This is a genomic window from Pseudomonas sp. R76 (assembly GCF_009834565.1).
In the GTDB taxonomy this organism is placed as follows: Bacteria; Pseudomonadota; Gammaproteobacteria; order Pseudomonadales; family Pseudomonadaceae; genus Aquipseudomonas.
Genome location: NZ_CP019428.1, coordinates 2,363,288 through 2,386,941, shown reverse-complemented (window position 1 = coordinate 2,386,941; position 23,654 = coordinate 2,363,288). Strand labels below are relative to the sequence as shown.

The 23,654-nt window shown below is 61.9% G+C and carries 25 protein-coding genes; 18 read left to right on the top strand and 7 right to left on the bottom strand.

Annotated features, from left to right (window positions below; genetic code table 11):
• Nucleotides 1-61: 61 nt before the first annotated feature.
• Genes PspR76_RS10970 through PspR76_RS10960 form a run of 3 tightly spaced genes read right to left on the bottom strand, consistent with a single transcriptional unit; the run spans nt 62 to nt 2,753 of the window.
• Nucleotides 62-832 carry a MetQ/NlpA family ABC transporter substrate-binding protein gene (locus tag PspR76_RS10970; protein ID WP_159955195.1) on the bottom strand — a complete coding sequence of 257 codons (771 nt, stop codon included), beginning with the start codon at nt 830-832 and terminating at the stop codon, nt 62-64.
• Nucleotides 833-860: 28 nt separating this feature from the next.
• Entirely contained in the window at nt 861-1,526 is a 666-nt protein-coding gene (locus PspR76_RS10965) for a methionine ABC transporter permease (RefSeq protein WP_159955194.1), read from the bottom strand.
• A gap of 3 nt (nt 1,527-1,529) precedes the next feature.
• Nucleotides 1,530-2,753 carry an SfnB family sulfur acquisition oxidoreductase gene (locus PspR76_RS10960; protein WP_159955193.1) on the bottom strand — a complete coding sequence of 408 codons (1,224 nt, stop codon included), beginning with the start codon at nt 2,751-2,753 and terminating at the stop codon, nt 1,530-1,532.
• Nucleotides 2,754-2,978: 225 nt separating this feature from the next.
• On the opposite strand from PspR76_RS10960, the gene PspR76_RS10955 reads away from it, so the two are divergent.
• The 4 genes from PspR76_RS10955 to PspR76_RS10940 all read left to right on the top strand — a co-directional run bounded on the left by PspR76_RS10955 (nt 2,979) and on the right by PspR76_RS10940 (nt 6,982).
• A complete protein-coding gene (locus PspR76_RS10955; RefSeq protein ID WP_159955192.1) occupies nt 2,979-3,437 on the top strand; it encodes a VOC family protein in 459 nt (152 codons plus the stop codon).
• 270 nt (nt 3,438-3,707) lie between these two features.
• Nucleotides 3,708-4,583, top strand: a complete 876-nt coding sequence (locus PspR76_RS10950; RefSeq protein ID WP_159955191.1) for an alpha/beta fold hydrolase — start codon at nt 3,708-3,710, stop codon at nt 4,581-4,583.
• Between the two features lie 95 nt (nt 4,584-4,678).
• A complete protein-coding gene (locus PspR76_RS10945; protein WP_159955190.1) occupies nt 4,679-5,989 on the top strand; it encodes a dicarboxylate/amino acid:cation symporter in 1,311 nt (436 codons plus the stop codon).
• Nucleotides 5,990-6,067: 78 nt separating this feature from the next.
• A complete protein-coding gene (locus tag PspR76_RS10940) occupies nt 6,068-6,982 on the top strand; it encodes a LysR substrate-binding domain-containing protein (protein ID WP_202982180.1) in 915 nt (304 codons plus the stop codon).
• Between the two features lie 229 nt (nt 6,983-7,211).
• Here PspR76_RS10940 and PspR76_RS10935 read toward each other — a convergent pair whose 3' ends face one another.
• From PspR76_RS10935 to leuC, 3 genes are all read right to left on the bottom strand, one after another.
• Entirely contained in the window at nt 7,212-8,462 is a 1,251-nt protein-coding gene (locus PspR76_RS10935) for an MFS transporter (RefSeq protein WP_159955188.1), read from the bottom strand.
• A 73-nt stretch (nt 8,463-8,535) separates the two neighbouring features.
• Complete coding sequence (gene leuD / locus PspR76_RS10930) at nt 8,536-9,150, bottom strand: 3-isopropylmalate dehydratase small subunit (RefSeq protein WP_159955187.1); 615 nt, start codon at nt 9,148-9,150, stop codon at nt 8,536-8,538.
• A complete protein-coding gene (leuC, locus tag PspR76_RS10925) occupies nt 9,147-10,565 on the bottom strand; it encodes a 3-isopropylmalate dehydratase large subunit (RefSeq protein ID WP_159955186.1) in 1,419 nt (472 codons plus the stop codon). The genes leuD and leuC overlap by 4 nt, the downstream gene beginning before the upstream one ends.
• A gap of 287 nt (nt 10,566-10,852) precedes the next feature.
• On the opposite strand from leuC, the gene PspR76_RS10920 reads away from it, so the two are divergent.
• The 8 genes from PspR76_RS10920 to PspR76_RS10885 are packed head-to-tail and all read left to right on the top strand — an operon-like array spanning nt 10,853 to nt 17,009.
• Nucleotides 10,853-12,052, top strand: a complete 1,200-nt coding sequence (locus PspR76_RS10920) for a PepSY-associated TM helix domain-containing protein (RefSeq protein ID WP_159955185.1) — start codon at nt 10,853-10,855, stop codon at nt 12,050-12,052.
• Entirely contained in the window at nt 12,052-12,591 is a 540-nt protein-coding gene (locus tag PspR76_RS10915) for a thiamine pyrophosphate-binding protein (protein ID WP_159955184.1), read from the top strand. The genes PspR76_RS10920 and PspR76_RS10915 overlap by 1 nt, the downstream gene beginning before the upstream one ends.
• Nucleotides 12,588-12,917 (top strand): hypothetical protein, encoded by a 330-nt coding sequence (locus tag PspR76_RS10910; protein WP_159955183.1) that lies wholly within the window; start codon nt 12,588-12,590, stop codon nt 12,915-12,917. Before PspR76_RS10915 ends, PspR76_RS10910 begins: the two co-directional genes overlap by 4 nt.
• Nucleotides 12,914-13,474 carry a DUF6162 family protein gene (locus tag PspR76_RS10905; RefSeq protein ID WP_159955182.1) on the top strand — a complete coding sequence of 187 codons (561 nt, stop codon included), beginning with the start codon at nt 12,914-12,916 and terminating at the stop codon, nt 13,472-13,474. The genes PspR76_RS10910 and PspR76_RS10905 overlap by 4 nt, the downstream gene beginning before the upstream one ends.
• 19 nt (nt 13,475-13,493) lie before the next feature.
• The gene (locus tag PspR76_RS10900; protein WP_159955181.1) at nt 13,494-14,414 is read left to right on the top strand and encodes a metal ABC transporter substrate-binding protein; all 921 of its coding nucleotides are present in this window, start codon (nt 13,494-13,496) and stop codon (nt 14,412-14,414) included.
• A complete protein-coding gene (locus PspR76_RS10895; RefSeq protein ID WP_159955180.1) occupies nt 14,411-15,157 on the top strand; it encodes a metal ABC transporter ATP-binding protein in 747 nt (248 codons plus the stop codon). Before PspR76_RS10900 ends, PspR76_RS10895 begins: the two co-directional genes overlap by 4 nt.
• Nucleotides 15,154-16,053 (top strand): metal ABC transporter permease, encoded by a 900-nt coding sequence (locus PspR76_RS10890; RefSeq protein WP_106580574.1) that lies wholly within the window; start codon nt 15,154-15,156, stop codon nt 16,051-16,053. Before PspR76_RS10895 ends, PspR76_RS10890 begins: the two co-directional genes overlap by 4 nt.
• Entirely contained in the window at nt 16,053-17,009 is a 957-nt protein-coding gene (locus PspR76_RS10885) for a metal ABC transporter solute-binding protein, Zn/Mn family (RefSeq protein WP_159955179.1), read from the top strand. The genes PspR76_RS10890 and PspR76_RS10885 overlap by 1 nt, the downstream gene beginning before the upstream one ends.
• Nucleotides 17,010-17,175: 166 nt before the next feature.
• Here PspR76_RS10885 and PspR76_RS10880 read toward each other — a convergent pair whose 3' ends face one another.
• The gene (locus tag PspR76_RS10880) at nt 17,176-17,889 is read right to left on the bottom strand and encodes a UTRA domain-containing protein (RefSeq protein WP_010211607.1); all 714 of its coding nucleotides are present in this window, start codon (nt 17,887-17,889) and stop codon (nt 17,176-17,178) included.
• A gap of 349 nt (nt 17,890-18,238) precedes the next feature.
• Here PspR76_RS10880 and PspR76_RS10875 point away from each other — a divergent pair, with 349 nt between their 5' ends.
• The 6 genes from PspR76_RS10875 to PspR76_RS10850 all read left to right on the top strand — a co-directional run bounded on the left by PspR76_RS10875 (nt 18,239) and on the right by PspR76_RS10850 (nt 23,617).
• Entirely contained in the window at nt 18,239-19,306 is a 1,068-nt protein-coding gene (locus PspR76_RS10875) for an ABC transporter substrate-binding protein (protein ID WP_159955178.1), read from the top strand.
• Between the two features lie 206 nt (nt 19,307-19,512).
• Complete coding sequence (locus PspR76_RS10870; protein ID WP_159955177.1) at nt 19,513-20,319, top strand: alkaline phosphatase family protein; 807 nt, start codon at nt 19,513-19,515, stop codon at nt 20,317-20,319.
• Nucleotides 20,298-21,161 carry an ABC transporter permease gene (locus PspR76_RS10865; RefSeq protein ID WP_174245613.1) on the top strand — a complete coding sequence of 288 codons (864 nt, stop codon included), beginning with the start codon at nt 20,298-20,300 and terminating at the stop codon, nt 21,159-21,161. The genes PspR76_RS10870 and PspR76_RS10865 overlap by 22 nt, the downstream gene beginning before the upstream one ends.
• A complete protein-coding gene (locus PspR76_RS10860) occupies nt 21,148-21,948 on the top strand; it encodes an ABC transporter permease (protein ID WP_159955175.1) in 801 nt (266 codons plus the stop codon). Before PspR76_RS10865 ends, PspR76_RS10860 begins: the two co-directional genes overlap by 14 nt.
• Nucleotides 21,945-22,934, top strand: coding sequence for an ABC transporter ATP-binding protein (locus PspR76_RS10855; protein WP_010565203.1), 990 nt, complete (start codon nt 21,945-21,947; stop codon nt 22,932-22,934). The genes PspR76_RS10860 and PspR76_RS10855 overlap by 4 nt, the downstream gene beginning before the upstream one ends.
• A gap of 29 nt (nt 22,935-22,963) precedes the next feature.
• Nucleotides 22,964-23,617: an HAD family hydrolase gene (locus PspR76_RS10850; protein ID WP_159955174.1), complete on the top strand. Its 654-nt coding sequence runs from the start codon at nt 22,964-22,966 to the stop codon at nt 23,615-23,617.
• Nucleotides 23,618-23,654 lie beyond the last annotated feature (37 nt).

Here is a 23,654-nt window from a genome sequence, read left to right as displayed (position 1 = left end):
TGTTGGCTGAAACTCCGGATTAGCGAGCAAGCCCGCTCCCACATTTAGTTATTTGTCAGGCTCAGAACCCAGGCGCGATCTGGCCCTTGTAACGGATCAAAATAAACTGGCGCACTTCATCGGAGTTCAACGCCTTGGCCAGCTTCTGAATACGCGGGTCGTTGATGTTGTCCGGCCGCGCCACCAGGTACTCGACGTACAGCGATTTGCCCTTCTCCACAATCAACGCACTGTTGGTATCAATCCCCGCTTCCAGCGCGTAATTGGCAAACACAAAGGCCAAATCCACCTGGCTCACCGAACGGGCCAGCAAAGCGCCTTCCAGCTCACGGATTTTCAGGTGCTTGGGGTTCTCGGCGATATCGCGTGGGGTGCTGAGGGTGTTGCTCGGGTCCTTGAGCTTGATCAGCCCGGCTTCATCCAGCAGCACCAGCGCGCGGCCGGTATTCACCGGGTCGTTGGGGATCGACACGGTGGCGCCGTCCTTCAACTCGGCGATATTTTTGATCCGCGTCGAATAAGCGCCAAACGGCTCGATGTGCACGCCCACCACTGGCACCAGGTCGGTGTGACGAGTCTTGTTGTAATCGTCCAGAAACGGCCGGTACTGGTAGTAGTTGGCGTCGATGTTCTTCAGCGCCAGCTGCTGGTTGGGCTGGATAAAGTCGGTGAAGACTTTGATCTGCAAATCCACGCCCTCCTTGGCCAGCACCGGTTTGACGAACTCGAGGATTTCCGCGTGGGGCACGGGGGTCGCGCCCACCACCAATGTCTCGTTGGCGAACGCATTGAACGACAGGACAGCAGCCAAAATGGCCAGGGACTTTTTCATGAATGCTCCAAAGACAGCTTTATAAGAATTAACGGCGGCTGTAACGCGCCACCAAACGGTCACCGGTCATTTGCAGGGCCTGTACCAGCACCAGCAACAGCACCACCGTGACCACCATCACGTCGGTCTGGAACCGCTGATAGCCGTAGCGAATCGCCAGGTCACCCAGGCCACCGCCACCGATCACCCCGGCCATGGCGGTGTAGTCCACCAGCACAATCGCGGTGACGGTCACCGCCGCCAGCAACCCGCCGCGGGCCTCCGGCAGCAGCGTGTGGCGGATCACCTGCCAGGTACTCGCGCCCATGGCTTGGGTCGCCTCGACCACACCGCGGTCGACTTCGCGCAACGCGGTTTCCACCAGCCGTGCAAAAAACGGCGTGCAGCCCACCACCAGCGGCGGGATGGTGCCTGGCACGCCTAGGGAGGTGCCGACCAACAAGGTGGTCAGCGGGATCAGCACAATCAGCAAGATGATGAACGGCAGCGAGCGCAGCACGTTGACCACCACCGACAGCAGCCGATACACCACCAGCGCTTCGTGCAGCTGGCGCTTGCCGGTCAGAAACAGCAGCACGCCCAGCGGCAGCCCCAGCAGCACGGTAAAACCCAGCGCGGCGCCGAGCATGCTCAGGGTTTCGAGGCAGGCTTGGCCGATGTCGGCCCAGTAGATGTGTTTAAACCACTCGGCCATGGCTTATGACCAATCGTGACGTGGCGGCTTGGTGCCATTGAGCAACCAGTTGCCCACCACGTGGTATTTCCAGCGCACCGGGTCGTGCAGCGTGTGCACCCGCGCGTTGCGCCAGTGGCGGTCGAAATTGTGTTTCTTCAAGGTCGAGCGCGTGCCGCCGAGTTCGAACAGCTTGTTGCTGGCTTCGATGGCGATTTCAGTGGTCAGCACCTTGGCCCGCGCCACGGCCAGGGAGGCGTGGGCGACATTGTCTTCATTCGGCGCCGGGCGTGCCGCGTCCAGGGCCAAACCGGCACGCTCCAACAACGCTTCAGCGGCTTCGAGGCGAATATCCAGGGCGCCAACCTGGATGATGGTCAGCGGGTCTTCACTGGCTTTTTCCACCCCGGCGTCGATCCATGGCCGGGCAAATTGCTGCACGAACTGCACGGTGTCACGCAAGGCGGCGCGGGCAATCCCGGCGTCGATGGCGGCAGTGGTCAGCTGTGCGAAGGGGCCGGCCAGGGTCGGTGAATCATAGGATTTATGCGTAGGAAACAGATTGAAGGCCGGCACCCGCAGGTTCTGCGCGAGCACCGTGCCACTTGAGGTGGTGCGCTGGCCCATGCTGTCCCAGTCATCCACCACCACCAGGCCTTCGGTGCCACGCGGCACAAAAGCCAACTGCGCATTTTGCTGCTCATCCAGCGCCAGCACCGCCAGCCAGTGGGCGTACAGCGAGCCGGTGCAATAACCTTTGCGGCCGTTGATCACATAGCCGTCGCCAACGCGTCGGACGCTGGCCTGGATGTCCTGCACGTTCTTGCCGCCGGTTTCCGACAGCGCATTGGCAAACCGATGGCCTTGCAGCGCCAGGCCGAAGAAATGCGCCTGCTGCTCGGGCGTGCCTTGCAGGCGAATATCCTCCAGCAGGCAGTAATGGTTCTGCGGGATTTGCCCCAGCGACGGGTCAGCCGCCGAGATAATCGCAATCACCTGGGCCAGCACCGCGTAGGACACCTGCGCGCCACCAAATTCGCGCGGCACACTGATGCCCCACAGGCCGCTGTTGGAATACAGGTCAACCACCTCGGCTGGCACCTGGCGGCTGCGGTCACGTTCGGCGTCCTGCTCGAGCAGCACGGCGGCGACTTGATGGGCCACGGCAATCGCCTGGGCTTCATCGCGGATCAGGTCAGCGTGGGGCGTGTGAATGGGGTAATCGGCAGATACAGGCAGTACAGACATACAACGCTCTCGGGCGAATGGTTTGTCTGGTGCATTGCAGCTTCTGTGCCGAGCCCGCAAACCGCTGGGTTGGCGGAAAAATCGCGATCCAAAAGCGCCTTTGACGCAGCAATCTGCTCGTTCACTGTTGCCTGGCCAACACCTCGTCGGCTACCCGCAGGCCGCATGATACGTGGCCTATAGTGAAAAGGCCTGCCTGCCCAACCACCACCTGCGGAGAACGATATGAGCGTTAAACCTATCCCCGAGGGTTATCACAGCGTCACGCCTTATATGGGCATCGACAACGCGAGCGATGCCATTGAGTTCTACAAGAAAGCCTTTGGCGCCACCCAGGTCATGCGCCTGGACATGCCCGACGGCAAGGTCGGCCACGCCGAACTGCGCATTGGCGACTCGGCGCTCATGCTCGGCTCGCCCTGCGCTGACATGGCCTTGCGCAACCCGGCCGAACACACCAGTGTCGGCCTGCACCTGTACGTGAACGACGTGGATGCACAATTCAAACAAGCCGTTGCAGCCGGTGCCAGCGTGATGTCCGAGCCCAAGGATCAGTTTTATGGCGACCGCTCGGCGAGCGTGAAGGATCCGCTTGGGCACCTCTGGTTTTTGGCTACGCGCAAGGAAGACCTGACCGAAGCGCAGATCCGGGAGCGAGCGATGGCGATGTTCAAGCAAGGCTGAGATCTCAACAGCAATACATATCCCATGTGGGAGCTGGCTTGTGTGGGAGCTGGCTTGTGTGGGAGCTGGCTTGCCTGCGATGCAGTCACCTCGGTACACCAGCACGACCGCGGCGATGCCATCGCAGGCAAGCCAGCTCTCACAGGAGTCCGCATCGTTTGGAAGATCGAGGCTCCTACACACTTCATGAACAACCCCTCCACGCTTTCCCCCTTGCCCCGAACGCCGCGTGATTCCACGATGCAGGCAATCATCACAAGGAGTCATTCCATGTTCGCCGGATTCCAAAAAGACCAGTGCCACGTCAATGGCGTGGACATCAGCTACCGCAAAGGCGGTACAGGTCCCGGTCTGCTCCTGCTGCACGGGCACCCGCAAACCCACGTCATCTGGCACAAAGTCGCCGAACAACTGGCCGAACATTTCACCGTGGTGGCGGCCGACCTGCGCGGGTATGGCGACAGCAGCAAGCCCATGGCCGACGACCACCATGCCAACTACTCGAAACGCGAAATGGCCCGCGACGGCGTCGAACTGATGCAAGCCCTGGGCTTCGAGCAGTTCTCGGTGCTGGCCCACGACCGTGGCGCGCGTGTTGCCCACCGCCTGGCACTGGACCACCCACAGGCCGTGCAACGCATGGTGCTGCTGGATATCGCGCCGACCCTGTCGATGTATGCCCAGACCGACGAAGCCTTCGCCCGCGCCTACTGGCACTGGTTCTTCCTGATCCGCCCGGCGCCGTTGCCCGAAGCGCTGATCGAGAGCAACCCCGAGCTGTACCTGCGCAGCGTGATGGGCAGCCGCAGTGCCGGCCTCAAGCCATTTACCGATGAGGCCTTCGCCGAATACCTGCGCTGCCTGCAGCTGCCGGGCACCGCGCGCGGTATCTGCGAGGACTACCGTGCTGCCGCCGGTATCGACCTTGAACACGACCAGGCGGACATCGACGCCGGCAATCACCTGAACCTGCCGTTGCTGGTGATGTGGGGCGCCGAAGGCACCGTCGGCCGCTGTTTCGAGCCGCTCAAGGAATGGCAGAAAGTCGCCACCGACGTACGTGGCAAGGCCCTGCCGGCCGGCCATTACATTGCCGAAGAAGTCCCTGAACTGTTGCTGGGCGAGGTCCTGACCTTCCTGCGCTGAATGCTGTAACCCCGTGACCTGAAAGACCCACCTCGCAGGCTGCTGATGGCCTGCGACGGGTTCTGCTTGCCCAAAAAACGATTGAGATAATAACAATGACACTCAAAAAACTGCTGGGAACCCTGTACGTACAGGTGCTCATCGCGATCGCGCTGGGTGTGTTGATCGGCCATGTCTGGCCGCAAGTCGGCATCGACCTCAAGCCCTTGGGCGACGGGTTTATCAAGCTGATCAAGATGATCATCGGCCCGATCATCTTCTGCACGGTGGTCTCCGGCATCACCAGCATGCACGATGTAAAACAGGTGGGCCGGGTCGGCGGCAAGGCGCTGCTGTACTTCGAAATCGTCTCGACCATTGCCCTGCTGATCGGCATTCTCTCCGCGCACCTGCTGCACCCTGGCGTGGGCTTCAATATCGATGTGAAGACCCTGGACAGTTCGGCCATCGCCGGCTTCGTCGGCCAGGCGCAGCACAGTGAAGGCGTGACCGGCTTTCTGCTGAACGTTATCCCCGGCACCTTTTTCGATGCCTTCGCCAAGGGCGAAATCCTGCCGGTGCTGTTTATTTCCGTACTGTTCGGCCTGGGCCTGGTGATGGTCGGCGAAAAGGCCCGGCCACTGGTGGGTGTGATCAACCAGGCCAGCGAAGTGTTTTTCCGCATCGTCGGCATGATCAGCCGCGTCGCGCCAATCGGTGCCTTCGGCGCCATTGCCTTCACCATCGGCAAGTACGGCGTGGGTTCGTTGCTGCCGCTGCTGAAGCTGGTCGGCACCTTTTATGTCACCGCGTTTTTCTTTGTCGCGGTGGTGTTGGGCAGCATCGCGCGCTACGCCGGTTTCAGCATTTTCAAATTGATGGGCTATATCAAATCGGAACTGTTGATTGTGCTGGGCACCAGTTCGTCGGAATCGGCGCTGCCGCAGTTGATCCAGAAACTCGAAAGCCTCGGCGCCTCCAAAGGCGTGGTAGGCATCGTGGTGCCGACCGGCTACACCTTCAACCTCGACGGCACCAACATCTATATGACCCTGGCCGTGCTGTTCCTGGCCCAGGCGACCAATACGCACCTGCCGCTGGAACAGCAACTGACCTTGCTGGCGGTGGCCATGCTCACATCAAAAGGCGCCGGTGCGGTGGTGGGTGCTGGTTTTGTCGCACTGGCCGCCAGCCTGGCGGTGGTGCCCACCGTGCCGGTGGCGGCGATGGTGCTGATTTTGGGCGTCGACCGCTTCATGGCTGAATGCCGTTCGCTGACCAATATCATCGGCAACGCCGTCGCAGCCTTGGTGGTGGCCGCCTGGGAAGGCGAGCTGGACCGCGAAAAAATGGCCCCTATCGCCCTCAAGCGCGGCCGCCATGCGCGAGCTGCTCAGGCGGCACAGGCGAAGATCGCTGCCGAGTAAGCAATAACGGCCAGGCGCGCCGGAAGGCGCGCCGATCCAGTGCTATTCTGGCGGCTCATGCCGCCACGCTTGTTTCTGATGACCCATAAGAAAGATACCGTGCCCCTACCTGAAGACCTGCGGGTGTTCCTGACCGTGATCCGCAAGGCTGGTTTCGCCGCCGCCGCCGATGAGCTGGGGCTGTCGCCTGCGTATGTCAGCAAGCGCATCCAGATCCTCGAAACCACCCTGGCCACCCGCCTGCTGCACCGCACCAGCCGGCGTATCGCCCTGACCGAAGACGGTGAACGGGTGCAGCGCTGGGCCGTACGCATCCTCGAAGATTTCCAGCAACTTTCCGATGAACTCTCCGACGCCCATGACAGCCCGCGTGGCCATTTGCATTTGTGCAGCAGCTTCGGCTTTGGCCGCAACCACGTGGCGCCGGCCCTGTCGTTGCTGGCGGAACAGTACCCGGACCTGGAAATCCGCCTGGACCTGTTCGACCGCGTGGTGGATATCGTCAGCGAAGGCTTCGACCTGGAGATTCGCGTGGGCGACGACATCCCCGGCCAGCACATCGGCCGACGCCTGGTGAGCAACCGCCGGGTGCTGTGCGCCGCGCCGTCTTATCTGAAGCGACGCGGCACGCCACAGCACTTGAGTGAGCTGGAACAGCACGACTGCCTGGTGCTCAAGGAGCGCGACAACGCCTTCGGCATCTGGAACCTGGAGCGCGATGGCGCCCCCGAAAGCGTGCGTGTACGCGGGCCGCTGTCCTCCAACAATGGCGAGATCGTGTTGCAGTGGGCGCTGGACGGGCGCGGCGTATTGCTGCGCTCGATGTGGGATGTGAAGCCGCTGCTGGAACAAGGCAAGCTGGTGCAGGTGCTGCACGCCTACACCCAGAGCGCCAACGTGTGGGCGGTGTACCCGACACGCTTGGCCTACTCCGGGAAATTAAGAGCCTGCGTGGAGTTTTTGCAGGAGCACTTCAAGGGCTTGTCGATTTGACCGTGCCGCCTCCCAATCACAAGAGTGCCCACCACAGTGGGAGCGGGCTTGCCCTAATGCCGCTCAGTTAAGCAAACGCATTGCTTAAAACAGCGAAGATCAAATGTGGGAGCGGGCTTGCCCGCGAAGACGTCGGCTCAGCAAACATTGATAGTGACTGAACCACCGCTTTCGCGGGCAAGCCCGCTCCCACAGGGGTGTGGGGTTGGCAGTAAGCGTGCGGGAGGGCTCAGCAACGTTTGTCCTCGCATACCGCACCCCGTCGGTTGGCGCAGTACCCCAGCCATGCAGTCATGACCAGCAAGGCCGTCAGCGGCAACCCATGAAACAAGACAATCACCTGGGCCGGTGTCCACGTCAGGTAAAACGGCCCCACCACCAACATGCCCACGCCAAAGCCAGCCATCTGGATCAGGGTCAATAAGCTGAACAGCGGCAGGCGCAGGCTATCCGGCTCGCTTTGCGCGCGGGACACCAACGCCACCTCGGACACACCATCACCCAGCCCCGCCCACACCACCAGCAGCAATGCCAACCACAGTTCGGTTTGCTGGAAGGTCAGGATAAAGCCGCTGGACATCAGCGCCACGCCCAGCATGAACAAGCGCTCCATGGCTTGGGTGCCACGGCCTTTGAGCAGCGCACTGGCGATTCGCGCGCCAACGAACTTGCCACACGCCCACACCGCCAGCAAATAGCCCATGACGGTCTTGGCCGTGTCCGGCGAAATGTACTGCGACAGCACCGGCCAGCCGACGTTATGCGCCGCGCTGCCAAGGGTGTCGAGCATGCTGATCAACAACATCGCCGCCAGCACCGGCGCCCCACGCAGCCCTTGGGTCAGCTCGCGCCACTGCGCCGAAAGCCCGCGATGCGCGGCGACGGCTACTGTGTACAACGCACGCAATGGCAAGATCAGGCAGGCCGCCAGCACATAGGTGCCGATATTCACGGCAAACACCGCCTCGAAGCCGCCCGTGGCAATCAGCAACCCCGACAGCAAACTGCCGAACACCGCGCCGGTCGCCGCCGCCGACGTGATCCACGCATTGGTGCTCACCCGCTGCTCAAGCGCCACCCATGTCGGTAACTGGCTGTTCAGGCCAATGGCAAACAACGAGTTGCACAGGCCGATACCAAACGCGATAAAGGGCAACACACTGAGCTGATGCGCCGGTATCAGCACCAATAGCGGCAACAGCAACAGCGCCCGGGCCAGGTCCAGCCCCGCCAGGGTGCTGCGCCCTGGAAAGCGCCGAAAAAACGGAATGCCGAACAGGCTGGCGACAATCCCGCCGGTGACGCGGCACGCCAGAAACACACTGACAAATACCACGCTTTGGCTAAGCCAATAGACGTAGGTGGACAGCGCCACCATGTTAAGGAACGCACCAAAGTCCGAGACGCCACGGGCGAAGATGATCAAGCGGGCGTTGCGGGTCGACAGCGTTGATTCGGGATCAACGTTGAGCACATCCATGTCAGGCGCTTCCTTTTCTTATCATGAGCCGACTTCCTTGTCGGTCCCACTTAAGGCCAAGGCGCCGGGCGTGTCAACCAAGCCAAGGGTTGGCCGCCAGATGCTCGCGCTCAAATGCTTTGATCTGCTCGCGGCGTTGCAAGGTGCTGCCAATCGCATCCAGGCCCAATAGCAGCGCGGTCTTGCGCAGGGTGTCGATCTGGAACGGGATGACTTGACCATCGGCCAAGCGAATTTCCTGGTTTTCCAGGTCCACACTGATCTGCGCCTGGTCCGCCTGGCTCACGGTTTGCCCGAGTGTGTGCAACACCGCTTCGTCCAGGGTAATCAGCAACACCCCATTGCGCTGGCAGTTGTCATAGAAAATCCCGGCAAAGCTGCTGCCGATCAGCGCGCGGATGCCCATTTGCTTCAAGCCCCACACCGCGTGTTCACGGCTGGAACCACAGCCGAAGTTCGGCCCCACCACCATAAAGCTCGCGCCCTGCCAGGCCGGCTGGTTCAGCACGAAGTCCGGGGCAGGCTCGCCGGACGCGAGAAAGCGCAGGTCGAAGAACAGCCCGCGGTCCAGGCCGCTGCGGTCGATGCCTTTGAGAAACTGCTTGGGCATGATCACGTCAGTGTCGATGTTCGCCGCCAGCATCGGCGCGGCTTTGCCGGTGACCAGGGTGAAAGGTTGCAGGCTCATGCGCGGTCTCCAAAGTGGCGAATATCAGTGAGGCGACCGGTGATGGCAGCCGCGGCGACCATCGCCGGGCTCATCAGGTGGGTGCGTGCGCCCGCGCCCTGGCGGCCTTCGAAATTACGGTTGGTGCTGGAGGCGCAGCGGTCGCCGGGGGCCAGCACGTCGTCGTTCATCGCCAGGCACATCGAGCAGCCGGACTGGCGCCATTCGAAACCGGCGTCGATAAAGATCGCCGCCAGCCCTTCGGCCTCGGCCTGGTCGCGCACTTCGGTGGAGCCGGGCACGATCATCGCCCGTACGTGCTCGGCCACGTGTTTGCCGCGCACCACGCTGGCGGCGTCGCGCAGGTCTTCGATACGCGCATTGGTGCAGGAACCGATAAACGCGTGGCTGATGACGATATCGCTCAGCGGCATACCGGCTTCCAGGCCCATGTAGTTGAGGGCGCGGCGCATATCCTGGCGCAGGATCAGGTCGCTGACGTCCTGCGGGTCGGGCACACGGGCGCCAATCGGCGCGGCCTGGTCGGGGCTGGTGCCCCAAGTGACCATGGGCTCCAGGGTGTTGGCGTCGAGTTGCACTTCCTGGTCGAACACCGCGTCGGCGTCCGAATGCAGCTGGCGCCAGCCCACCAGCGCCTGGTCCCACAACGCGCCTTTGGGCGCGCGGGGCTTGCCCTTGAGGTAGGCGAAGACTTTTTCATCCGGCGCCATAAAGGCACCACGCGCACCGGCTTCCACCGCCATGTTGCAAATGGTCATGCGCGCCTCGACGCTCAGCGCGTCGATGGTGGAGCCGCGAAACTCGATGGCATAGCCGGTGGCACCGGACGCGCCGATCTTGCCGATCAACGCCATGATCACGTCTTTGGACGTGAGGCCTGGCGCCAACTCGCCCTCAACCGTGACACGCATGCTTTTCAGGCGCTTGTAGACCAGGGTCTGCGAGGCCAGCAGGTGCTCGATTTCCGAGGTGCCGATGCCAAAACCAAACGCGCCGAGGGCGCCGTAGGTGGTGGTGTGGCTGTCACCGGCGGCAATCACCATGCCCGGCAGGATAAAGCCCTGCTCCGGGGCGATCACGTGTTCGATGCCTTGGCGTTTGTCGAGGATGTCCAGCAGTTCGATGCCGAAGTCCCGGCAGTTCTCCGCCAGGTACGACACTTGCCGCGCGCCGCCGGCGTCGGGCATTGCCGCAATGCGTTTGGGCGTGGTGGGGTTCACATGGTCGACCACCGCCAGTGCCGTGCCGGGGCGCCAAACCTCACGCCCGGCCTCGCGCAGGCCGCTGAAGGCCTGGGGGCTGGTGTATTCGTTGATCACCTGGCGGTCTATATAAAGCAGCACATGGCCCTGGTCATCCAGGGGGCACACCGTGTGGGAATCGATGTGTTTGTCGTAGAGGGTTCTGGCAGTCATTTTTCTTCGGCTCACGTGTCTTGAGGCTGGCTCAACGGCTTACCCCATCCTACGCAGCCGCCCCGCCCCATCAATGGCGCCTGGGTGATGGCTTGGAACATGTTTCGTGTTCGATCAGCAGCTGCACGCGTTGTGAATGTGAACCAGAAACATTTTCTTTCATTTCCGCCTTAGGGATTTCTGTTTCTCATCCGTCTTAACTTAGATACAGCCCGTCGCGTCAGCAAAAGCTACGACCGGCCTTTTCCGGGCCTCTTTCGCCCCCTCCGATCAAGACCCTCATTCACATGTCGAAGAAGTCACGCTCAAAACTCTGGTTTCTCGTACACAGCTGGTTGGCATTGCCCATCTGGTTTTTTGTACTGATCGTCTGCGTTACCGGCACCCTGGCGGTGGTCAGCCAGGAAATCGTCTGGCTGGCCAACCCGGATATCCGCGCGAGCAAACCGTCGGATGATGCCGAGATGCTGAGCTTCGACCAAGTGATCGCGGCCATCAAGCGCGACGAGCCCAAGGCAATCGTGCAGTCGATCATCCGCCCGGACGAAACGCACTTTGCGCTGAGTGTCGACCTCAGCTACCCGGACGGGCGCTCCGTGGAGGTCTACGTCAACCCGTACACCGGCGCGATCCAGGGCATCAGCCCGTCGTTCGATTTCAAGCAATTTACCCGCGCCCTGCATGGCTGGTGGCTGGTGCCGTTCACCAACGGCTTCAGCTGGGGCTGGTACCTGGTCTCGGCGCTCGGCCTGCCGCTGCTGGCGTCGCTGGTGACCGGGCTGGTGGTCTACAAACGCTTCTGGAAAGGGTTTCTGCGCCCCACCCTGCGCATCCGCCACGGCGCGCGGATCTTCTGGGGTGACTTCCACCGCCTGAGCGGTATCTGGTCGATCTGGTTTATCGCAGTGATTTCCATCACCGGCACCTGGTTCCTGATCCAGGCGATTTTGGGCGATAACCAGATTTCCATCTCCAGCGAACCGATCGTCCCGGTGATTGCCCGCGAGAAAGTGCCGATGTCCGCCCCCGGCGTGCCGGCGCCGATGATCGCGCTGGACGAAGCCATCGACATTGCCACCCAACGCATTCCCGGGCTGGACGCCACGTTCGTGTTCCTGCCGCTCAACGCCTACAGCCACCTGCAAATCGGCGGGCGCGGCTGGTACCCGCTGATGTTCCAGACCGCCCAGCTCAACCCCTACAGCGGCGAAATTGCGGTGTCGCATTTGCTCTCCGACCGCTCGACGCTGGAGTTCGTCACCGAATCCATGCGCCCGCTGCACACCGGTGACTTTGGCGGGCTGTGGATCAAGCTGATCTGGGCGTTCTTCGGCCTGGTGCTGAGCATGATGGTGTTGAGCGGCCTGCTGATCTGGACCAAGCGCACCGCGCTGGCCACCCTCAACGCCCTCAAGCGCGAAGCCAAGGCGCAGCGCGCGCCTGCCGCCGCCCCCGCCCTGCAGGCTGAAACTTCGGAGGCCAAATAATGAGCAAGGTCACTGCTGCAACGCCGCCTTCGCCGATGCGCGCCTTTTGGCTGAAATGGCGGTTCCATATCAACATTCTGCTGGTGCTGGTGCCGCTGGGGTTCATGCCCAAGTACTTTGCCGATGCCGCGCTGTTTCGCGGCGACACCGGCATTGGCGAGCGGATCGTCGGTGATGTGCAGGTCGGGCCCTGGAGCCTGAAACTCGCCGAATTTCGCAATGAAGGCCCGAGTCCGGACCCGGCCGGCCCGATGAAATTCTTCAACGCCGCCCTGTGCGACACCTGCGCCGAGCAGGTCAAGGCCACCTACCTGCGTATCGGCAAGCCGCGCAGCCTGCGCGCCGCCGGGGTGATCTTCTTCGGCACGCCGTACCGCATGGGCGCCGCCCTGCCAGTTCCGGAGCGTACGCCGGCCGACGCCGAACTGTGGGTCACCATGGAAGGCTGGGACGGCACCATGCACCAGGGTTCCATCCCGCTGAGCCAGGCTTCGCCTGCCACCATTGCCTGGCTGAACAAGCAAGGAGTTAAACCATGACGTTAACGCGCCTGACCCGCGCCGGTGCTGCGCTATTGCTCTGCGCCGGTTTCAGTACCACCGCCCTTGCCCACAACCCGATGTGCGAATGCAAAGCGATCGACGGCGAGCAGATCCAGTGCACCGGCGGTTTCTCCGACGGCAGCGGTGCACCCGGTGTAACCCTGGACGTGATCGGCTACGACGAAACCATCCTGCTGCCCGGCAAGCTGGGCCAGGACTCGACCCTGACCTTCAAGAAACCCTCGGCCGAGTTCTATGTGCTGTTTGATGCAGGCCCCGGCCACGTGGTGGAAATCGACCAAGCGGATATCCAGCCCCAATGAGCACTACACAGGTTGTACGCCCCGCCGGTGCCGGCCATGAAACCCTCTACGTGTTGTTGCTGTGCCTGATCATCCTGGCAGTGGCCGGTTCGGTGATCGCCCTGCACGGTGACACCCAGGAAGTCGCGGCACTGCCCAGCCACCAGCTGGATGCGCGCCGCGACCTGAGTGCCGCCGAGCAAGGCATCTACGCCGACCTGCGGGTGACCCTGGATGAAATCCAGTTGTTGCAAAAGGAGCAAAGCGCCCTGCCGACGCCTGAGCAATTGGCCGAAGAAGGGTTCGCACCGTTTGCCCAGGATGCCAGTTCGGTCAGCCGTGGCGACCATCGCTGGCAGCTGCTGGAACCTTCGGCCTATGTGGGCTTGAGCCAGGTGCCGAGTGCCAGCGGCTCGTTGCTGATGCGCGTGCACGGCGCCGAGCCGGATATCTGGCTCAATCGCCAAGCCAACCTCGCCGCCCCTTCCGACCTCACTGACCAGGCGCTGATCGCAGCCGGCTGGCAGCAGGTGGTCGCGCAATTCGATGCTGGCGTCACGCGCCAGCACCGTCACTGACCGAGAAGACCGAGTGCCCATGTCTATTTCATCTCCCCTGTTACGCCTGTTGCTGGTCAGCCTGTTCAGCCTGCTGCTGGCGCCGTTGGCAAATGCCGAGGCGGCTAAACGCCTGCGCATCGGCATTACGCTGCACCCTTATTACAGCTACGTCACCAACATCGTCGGCGACAAGGCCGAGGTGGTGCCGTTGATCCCGGCCGGTTTCAACCCCCACGCCTACGAACCGCGCGCCGAAGACATCAAGCGCATCGGCACGCTGGACGTGATCGTGCTCAACGGCGTCGGCCATGACGATTTCGCCGACCGCATGATCGCCACCAGCGAGCGTCCGGACATCCCGGTGATCGAGGCCAACGCCAACGTGCCGCTGCTGGCCGCCACCGGCAATGCTGCACGTGGCGCGGGCAAGGTGGTCAACCCGCACACCTTCCTGTCGATCAGCGCCTCGATTGCCCAGGTCAACAACATCGCCCGCGAACTGGGCAAACTCGACCCGGACAACGCCAAAACCTACACCCAGAACGCCCGTGCCTACGGCAAGCGCCTGCGCCAGATGCGCGCCGACGCCCTGGCCAAACTGACCAGCGCGCCCAACCCCGACCTGCGCGTGGCCACGGTGCACGCGGCCTACGACTACCTGCTGCGCGAGTTCGGCCTGGAAGTCACCGCCGTGGTCGAGCCGGCCCACGGCATCGAACCCAGCCCCAGCCAGTTGAAAAAGACCATCGATGAACTGCGCGCCCTGGATGTGAAGGTGATCTTCTCGGAGATGGATTTCCCGTCCACCTACGTCGAGACCATCCAGCGTGAGTCCGGGGTCAAGCTGTACCCGCTTTCGCATATCTCCTACGGCGAATACACGCCGCAGAAGTACGAAGTGGAAATGACCGGCAACCTCAACACCGTGGTGCGGGCGATTCAGGAGTCGGGGGCATGACGGCGGCGCAGCAGCTGAAAGTCGCCAGCATGGGTCCGACCCTCGACTTCGACAACGTCTCGCTGACCTTGGGCCGCACGGTGATCCTCGATGGCGTGAGCTTCCAGGTCCAGCCGGGCAGCATCCACGCACTGGTCGGCCCGAATGGCGGCGGTAAAAGTTCGCTGATCAAGACCCTGCTGGGGCAAACGCCACACCAGGGCCAATTGCGCCTGCAATGGCCGACCACGCCCGGCACCATCGGTTATGTGCCCCAGGCGCTGGAGTTCGACCGCGGCTTGCCGATGACCGTCGACGACTTCATGGCCGCCATGTGTCAGCGCCGGCCGGCGTTTCTGGGCCTGTCCAGGCACTACGCCGGGGCGATTGGCGAGGCGCTGGAGCGCGTCGGCATGCAGGACAAACGTAAACGCCGCATGGGCGCGTTGTCCGGCGGCGAGCGTCAGCGTGTGTTGCTGGCCCAGGGCCTGATTCCCGCGCCGCAGCTGTTGGTGCTGGATGAGCCGATGTCGGCCCTCGATGAAGCTGGCATCCAAGTCTTCGAACGCTTGCTGAATGACTGGCGCCTGGCCGGAATCACCGTGCTGTGGATCGAGCACGACCTGGAAGCCGTGGGCCGCCTGGCCGAGCGTGTCACCGGCCTCAACCGCCGCGTGCTGTTCGACGCCACACCGAAAGAAGCGCTGACCCCGGACCGCCTGCTGACCCTGTTCTCCACTCACCCTCGGAGCCCGGCGCAATGAGTTATGAAGCGTTTCGTTTGATGGTCCAGGGCTGGGCCTCTTCCGGGTATCTGCCGGAAGCGCTGGCCTATGGGTTTGTGGTCAATGCCTTGCTTGCCGGTCTGCTGATCGGCCCGGTACTCGGCGGCCTGGGCACGCTGGTGGTGGTCAAGCGCTTTGCGTTTTTCTCCGAAGCGGTCGGGCATGCCGCTCTGACGGGCGTGGCCGTGGGCATTCTTTTAGGGGAACCCTACACCGGGCCGTATGGCGCGCTGTTCGGCTACTGCCTGCTGTTCGGCATCCTGCTCAATTACCTGCGCAACCGCACCGGTTTGGCGCCGGACACCTTGATCGGCGTGTTCCTGTCGGTGTCCCTGGCGCTGGGTGCGAGCCTGCTGCTGATCCTGGCGGGCAAGATCAACGTGCACATCCTCGAGAACGTATTGTTTGGTTCGGTGCTGACGGTCAATGGCAACGACCTGCTGGTGCTGGCCGTGGTCGGCTCGTTGGTGATGGCGCTGGCGTTGCCGTTGTACAACCGCATCATGCTCGCCAGTTTCAACCCGCAACTGGCGGCGGTACGCGGTGTGGCGGTGAAGACCCTGGATTATTTGTTCGTGATTCTGGTGACACTGATCACCGTAGCGGCGGTCAAGGTGATCGGCGCCATTCTGGTCGGCGCCCTGCTGGTGATTCCGGCGGCGGCGGCGCGCCTGCTGAGCCAATCGCTCAAGGGTTTCTTCTGGGTTTCGGTGGTGATCGCCACGGTGAGCACGCTGTGCGGCATTCTGCTGCCGATTATCTTCGACCTGCCTATCCCATCCGGCGCCGCCATCATTCTGGTTGCCGGTATCGCCTTCGCCTTCGCCGCCATCGCGCGCGGCACAGTGCCCAGCCTCAAAGGGAATCTTGGATAATGCGCCCTGTCTTTCGCCCACTGGCCCTGGCCATCGCCTGCCTGCTCAGCACCTCGGCGCTGGCCGCCGTAGACGGCTTTAATCCCAACGACTTCAAAATCAACCAAGGCCTCGGCCATGCCGCCCTGACCAAGGCCAAGAAGCCGGTCAAGGTGCTGGCCTCGCTGCCTATTACTTACGGCTTGGCCGAGGTACTGCTCAAGGGCACCGACGTGAAACTTGAACGCGCCGCCCCGGCCAACCTGCCCGGCTCGCGGCAGGTGTCCTACTTCACCGGGCGCGGCGCCCAGGCGTTGAATAGCCTGGCTATGGACGCCGACGCGACCATCGGCCTGCGTTCGTTGTGGGCCGATGACCCGCTCTACCCGGTGGCGCGGCGCAGCAATATCCGCATCGTCGAAGTGGATGCCGCGCGCCCGGTGGACGGCGGTTTGCCGGGCATCGCCGTGCAGCCGGGCAGCACTGACGGCTTGAACAGCCAGCCGTGGCAGTCGAGCAACAACATGGGGCGCATGGCCGATGTGATGGCCGCCGACCTGAGCCGGCTGGCACCGAAGGCCAAGCCAAAGATCGACGCCAACCTCGCCACCCTCAAGCAACGCCTGCTCAAGCTCAGCGCCGACAGCGAAGCGCGCCTGGCCCAGGCAGACAACCTGAGTGTGGTCAGCCTGAGCGATCACTTTGCGTATCTGGTCAGCAGCTTGAACCTGGAAGTGGTCAGCACCGATGCACGGCCGGATGCCGAGTGGACGCCTGAGGCGCGGCAGCAGTTAACCACCAGCTTGAAGGACAGCGACGTGGCCGTGGTGCTGCATCATCGTCAGCCGAGTGAGGCAGTGAAAGCCGCGGTGACGGCAGGTGGTGCACAGCTGTTGGTGTTGAACGTCGACGGCGCGGACCCGGTGGCGGAGTTGGAAGGCAATGTGGATCAGGTGATCAAGACACTGACACCCTAGTCTTTATATGAAATGCAGTTCAAATGTGGGAGCGGGCTTGCTCGCGAAAGCGGTGTGTCAGGCGACAAATCAGTTAGCTGAACTGGCGCATTCGCGAGCAAGCCCGCTCCCACATTTGGCTCGCGGTGCAGCAGTTGAATATCGAGCATAGCCATTCAAGGTGCAGTCAAACCACATCCACGCCCACATGAATCGCATCATGCCGCCAGAACTCCAGGTCGCAGTCGATCAACCGCTGGTGCTGGTCATAATTGACCCGGGCAATGCGCAGGCCCGGGCTGCCCACCGACACGCGCAACGCGGCGGCGGCTTCCACCGGCAGTGATGTCGGCACTATTTCGAAACGCACGCGGCCGTAATGCAGGTCGTACTTGCGCGCGTACAGCTCGGTCATCGACTGATTCAAATCACACGCCAGAATCCCCGGAAAATACTGCGGGTTCAGGTAGTGCTCCACATACAGCACCAGCCGTCCATCAATTCGTCGGCCCCGGCAAATCTGGATCACGCTGGACAGCGCCGGTAACTGCAACCACGCACACACCGCTGCCGACGCCGGTTGCAGCCGCGCGGAGATCACCTCAGTCGACGCCACCCGCCCCTGGTCGCTGACCATTGCGTGAAAGTGGCTGCGCTGCATCAGGTTATAGGCCAGCCGGGGCGGCGAAACGAACCAGCCCCGGCGCTCCTCGCGATAAATCTGCCCTTGGGCTTCCAGCTGTAACAACGCTTCCCGCACGGTAATACGCGTGGTTCCAAACAACTCACTGAGCTTGCGCTCGGCGGGCAACTTACTGGCAGGCGGCAACAGGCCGTGGTCGATCTGCTCTTGCAGCGCCAGGCCGATGGATGTCACCGCCTTGATTGCCTCATCACGCATCAACGTTACCTATCTGGACTAGACCAGCACCGTTCAGGTGCACAAACCGCTCCGTAAATGGGCTTTTGCTACTGCTTGCCAGCCTAGGCACTACAGATGACCGACAGATGACAGCCCCTGTCGCGGCCCTGCACCACACCCTGCAATACATCGGCCAAGTCCAGGGCCTGCGGGTACTTGGGCATGGTCTACGCTGAGTCTGCACTGAGCGACAAAAGTGATTTAAAAACGACATCGACATGAAACTGTCATCCATCGAGCCTAGATTGGCTCAGGTATTGCTCTGACCTAGACCAACACCACCCGTCGAAAAACAACGCCGCGTTGAAAACGCCCAAAGGAGCTTCGGATGAAAAAGCTTTTCCTGGCATCACTGTTAGGCTCGACCATTGCCATGTGCACCGCCGCCATGGCTGCTGATACCGATCTAAAGACTCTGGAAGCCGCCGCGAAAGCGGAAGGCGCCGTTAACAGCGTCGGCATGCCCGATGACTGGGCCAACTGGAAAGGCACCTGGGAAGACCTGGCCAAGACCTACGGCCTCAAGCACATCGACACCGACATGAGCTCGGCCCAGGAAATCGCCAAGTTCGCCGCCGAAAAAGACAACGCCAGCGCCGATATCGGTGACGTCGGCGCCGCCTTTGGCCCGATTGCGGTGAAACAGGGCGTGGCCCAACCGTACAAGCCGACCACCTGGGCACAAGTGCCGGATTGGGCGAAAGATAAAGACGGCAACTGGGCGCTGGCCTACACCGGCACCATCGCCTTTATCGTCAACAAAAAGCTGCTGCACGGTTCCGAAGCGCCAAAAAGCTGGGCTGACCTGAAAACCGGCAAATACAAAGTCTCCATCGGTGACGTGAGCACCGCCGCCCAGGCCGCCAACGGCGTGCTCGCGGCTGCCCTGGCCAACGGTGGCGACGAGAAGAACATCCAGCCTGCGCTGCTGATGTTTGCCGAGATCGCCAAGCAAGGTCGCTTGTCGCTGGCCAACCCGACCATCGCCACCATGGAAAAAGGCGAAGTGGAAGTGGGCGTGGTCTGGGACTTCAACGGCCTGAGCTACAAAGCCAAGATGGCCAACCCGGATGACTACGTGGTGCTGATCCCATCGGACGGCTCGGTGATTTCCGGCTACACCACCATCATCAACAAATACGCCAAGCACCCGAACGCCGCCAAGCTGACCCGTGAATACATCTTCAGCGACGCCGGCCAGACCAACCTGGCGCGTGGCAACGCGCGTCCGATTCGTGCCGAGCACCTGACCCTGCCGGCCGACGTGCAGGCCAAGCTGCTGCCGAACGAGCAGTACAAGAAAGTCACGCCAATCAAGGATGCCGAGGCGTGGGAGAAGACGTCCAAGGCGCTGCCGCAGAAGTGGCAGGAAGAAGTCATTATCAATATGCAGTAAGGCTTCACCCCACATGGGGTCTCCACTGGAGATCCCATGTGGGAGCGGGCTTGTGTGGGAGCGGGCTTGCTCGCGAAAGCGGTGGTTCAGTGAAAGAAGTGCTGCCTGACACACTGCTTTCGCGAGCAAGCCCGCTCCCACATTTTTTACCCGGTTCCTCCAAGAAAACCGAGCCAAGATTAATCCGTTGCGGAGCCACAGCCCCTATGAAGCACAACGTCATCCTTGTGGTGCTCGACGGCCTGAACTACGAGGTTGCCCGACATGCCATGGGACATCTACAGGCCTATATCGGCGCAGGACGCGCAGCGCTTTACAAACTGGACTGTGAACTGCCGGCCCTGTCGCGGCCGTTGTACGAATGCATCCTCACCGGCGTGCCACCGATTGACAGCGGCATCGTCCACAACAATGTCTCGCGCCTGTCCAACCAGCGCAGCATTTTCCATTACGCCACCGACGCCGGTCTCACCACAGCGGCGGCGGCTTATCACTGGGTCAGCGAGTTGTATAACCGCACGCCCTTTATTGCCGCGCGTGATCGTCATACCGACGACAAGGCGCTGGCGATCCAGCACGGGCATTTCTACTGGAATGACCACTACCCGGATTCGCACCTGTTCGCCGACGCCGAAAGCCTGCGCCGCAAACACGCGCCGAATTTCCTTGTGGTGCACCCGATGAACATTGATGACGCCGGCCACAAGCATGGCCTGGATACCGCGCAATACCGCAACAGCGCACGCTCGGCAGACATCATCCTCGCCGACTACCTGCAAGGCTGGCTCGACGCCGGCTACCAGGTGCTGGTGACCGCCGACCACGGCATGAACAACGATCGCTCGCACAACGGCCTGCTGCCGGAAGAACGCGAAGTGCCGCTGTTCGTGCTGGGTTCGGCCTTCAGCTTCGACCCTGCCGCTACCCCCAAGCAAACCGAACTGTGCGGCACCGTCTGCGAACTGCTCGGGGTGCCCCACGACAAACCTGTATGCCGGGAGCTGTTGAAGTGAACTCCATAACCCGTGGCAAATGGCTGGCGATCCTGTGCCTGGTGCCGTTTGCGCTGTTCTTTATCGTGTTCGAAATCGCCCCGCTGGTGTGGGTGCTGATCAACAGCCTGCAATCGGAAGAGTTCGGCTGGGGCCTGGCCAACTTCACCAAGATCTTCAGCTCGAAGTTCTACCTGCAGGCCATCCAGTACAGCCTGGAGATCAGCTTCTACTCCAGCGTGTTCGGCATCATCATCTCGGTGCTCGGCAGCTATTCGTTGCGCCGCGTGGACGGGCCGTTGCGCAACTTCGTGACCGCCTTCGCCAACATGACCAGCAACTTTGCCGGCGTGCCCCTGGCCTTCGCGTTCATCATCCTGCTGGGCTTCAACGGCAGCATCACCATCATGCTCAAGCAGGCCGGGATCATTCAGGACTTCAACCTGTACTCCAAGACTGGCCTGATCATTCTGTACACCTACTTCCAGATTCCGCTGGGCGTGCTGCTGCTCTACCCGGCCTTCGATGCGTTGCGTGAAGACTGGCGCGAATCGGCCTCACTGCTCGGCGCCAGTGGCTGGCAGTTCTGGCGCCACATTGGCCTGCCGGTGCTCACCCCGGCTCTGCTCGGCACTTTCGTCATTCTGCTGGCCAACGCCCTCGGCGCCTACGCCACGGTGTATGCACTGACCACCGGTAACTTCAACGTGCTGCCGATTCGTATCGCGGCAATGGTCTCCGGCGACATTTCCCTGGACCCGAACATGGCCAGTGCCCTGGCCGTGGTGCTGGTGGCGCTGATGACCGTGGTCACCGTGGTCCATCAACTGCTGCTCAAGAGGAGCTACCATGTCTCGCGCTGAAGCCGGCTCGGCCTCCCTCTACCATCGGGTAGTGGTGTACCTGTTATTTGCGATTCTGGTGTTGCCGCTGGTGGGCACCTTTGTCTACTCCATTGCCAGCAGCTGGTCCGCGACTATTTTGCCGGCCGGCTTCACGGTGAAATGGTACGTGCAACTGTGGAGTGACCCGCGTTTTCTCGCCGCCTTCGGCCAGTCGCTGCTGGTGTGCGTGGGTGCACTGATACTGTCGGTGGTGCTGATTCTGCCGCTGCTGTTTGTGGTGCATTACCACTTCCCCCGGCTCGACGCGCTGATGAACATCCTAATCCTGCTGCCCTTCGCGGTGCCGCCGGTGGTGTCGTCGGTGGGCCTGCTGCAACTCTACGGTTCCGGGCCGCTGGCGATGGTGGGCACGCCGTGGATCCTGATCGGCTGCTACTTCACCGTGGCCCTGCCGTTCATGTACCGCGCGATCACCAACAACCTGCAAGCGATCAACCTGCGCGACCTGATGGACGCCTCGCAGCTGCTCGGCGCCAGCACCTGGCAGGCGGCGATCCTGGTGGTGCTGCCGAACCTGCGCAAAGGCCTGATGGTGGCGCTGCTGCTGTCGTTCTCGTTTCTGTTCGGTGAGTTCGTGTTTGCCAATATTCTGGTGGGCACCCGCTATGAAACCCTGCAGGTTTACCTGAACAATATGCGCAACACGAGCGGCCACTTCACCAGTGCCATCGTCATTTCCTATTTCTTCTTTGTGCTGGTGCTGACCTGGGCCGCCAATATCTTGAACAAGGACAAAAGCCAATGAGCTTCGTCAGCGTCCAACACCTGCAAAAAGGCTACGCCGGCACCCCGGTGTTCAGTGACATCAACTGCGAAATCGCCAAGGGCGAGTTCGTCACCCTGCTCGGCCCGTCCGGCTGCGGCAAGTCGACCTTGCTGCGCTGTATCGCCGGCCTGACCTCGGTGGACAGTGGCAAAATCCTGCTGGATGGCCAGGACATCGTGCCGCTGAGCCCACAGAAACGGCATATCGGCATGGTGTTCCAGAGCTATGCGCTGTTCCCCAACATGACCGTGGAGCAGAACGTCGCCTTTGGCCTGCGCATGCAAAAGGTCAACGCCGACGACAGTCACAAGCGCGTGCAGGAAGTGTTGCAACTGGTGGAACTCAAGGAGCTGGCGGGCCGCTACCCGCACCAGATGTCCGGTGGCCAGTGCCAGCGCGTGGCCCTCGCCCGCTCACTGGTGACACGCCCGCGCCTGCTGTTGCTGGATGAGCCGCTGTCGGCGCTGGATGCGCGGATTCGCAAACACCTGCGCGAACAGATCCGCCAGATCCAGCGTGAACTGGGCCTGACCACGATTTTCGTGACCCATGACCAGGAAGAAGCGCTGACCATGTCGGACCGCATCTTCCTGATGAACCAGGGCAAGATCGTACAGAGCGGCGATGCCGAGACCCTCTATACCGCGCCGGTGGATGTGTTCGCTGCCGGTTTTATCGGCAACTACAACCTGCTCGACGCCGACAAGGCCAGCCAATTGCTGCAGCGGCCGATCAGCGGGCGCATCGCGATTCGCCCGGAAGCCATCGAACTGAGTCGCAGCGGCGAGCTGGACGCACTGGTGCGCAGCCACAGCCTGCTTGGCAACGTGATTCGCTACCGCATCGAAGCGCGTGGCGTGGAGTTGGTGGTGGATGTGCTCAACCGCTCCGCCGACGACCTGCACCCGGATGGCCAGCGCTTGGCACTTTCCATCGACCCAAGCGCCTTGTGTGAAGTAGCCTGACGCCACGATTTATTGAGAGAGCGAAACGGATGGCATTGGTAATTTTTGATCTGGACGACACCTTGATCCACGGCGACTGCGCCACCCTGTGGAGCGAGCAGATGGGCCGCCTGGGCTGGGTCGACCCCGAGTCGTTCATGCGCAAGAACAACGAGCTGATGGACGCCTACAGCCAAGGCAAGCTGCGCATGGAAGACTTCATGGACTTCAGCCTGGAGCCGATGATTGGCCGCACACCGGAAGAGATCGAGCACTTGGTCGAGCCGTGGGTCGAGGACGTCATCGAGCCACTGATTTACAGCGACGCGACCAAGACCATCGCCCGCCACCGTGCGAATGGCGATCGAATTCTGGTGATTTCCGCCTCGGGCACGCATTTGGTCAAGCCGATTGCGGCGCGTATTGGTATCGACGAAGTGTTGGGCATTGACCTGGACGTCAGCCACGGCGCGTACAGCGGCCATACCGTGGGTGTATTGACCTATCGTGAAGGCAAGATCACGCGGTTGCTGGCCTGGTTGGAGCAGGAAGGGGAAAGCCTGGAGGGCGCGTATTTTTACTCGGACTCACGCAATGATTTGCCGTTGCTGCTGAAGGTGGACCATCCGCAGGTGGTGAACCCGGACCCGGTGTTGCGTGAACATGCGCAGAAGGCTGGGTGGCCGATCCATCACTGGGTGTGACACTGCGCTCCTTGAATTGAAATCCAATCCCCTGTGG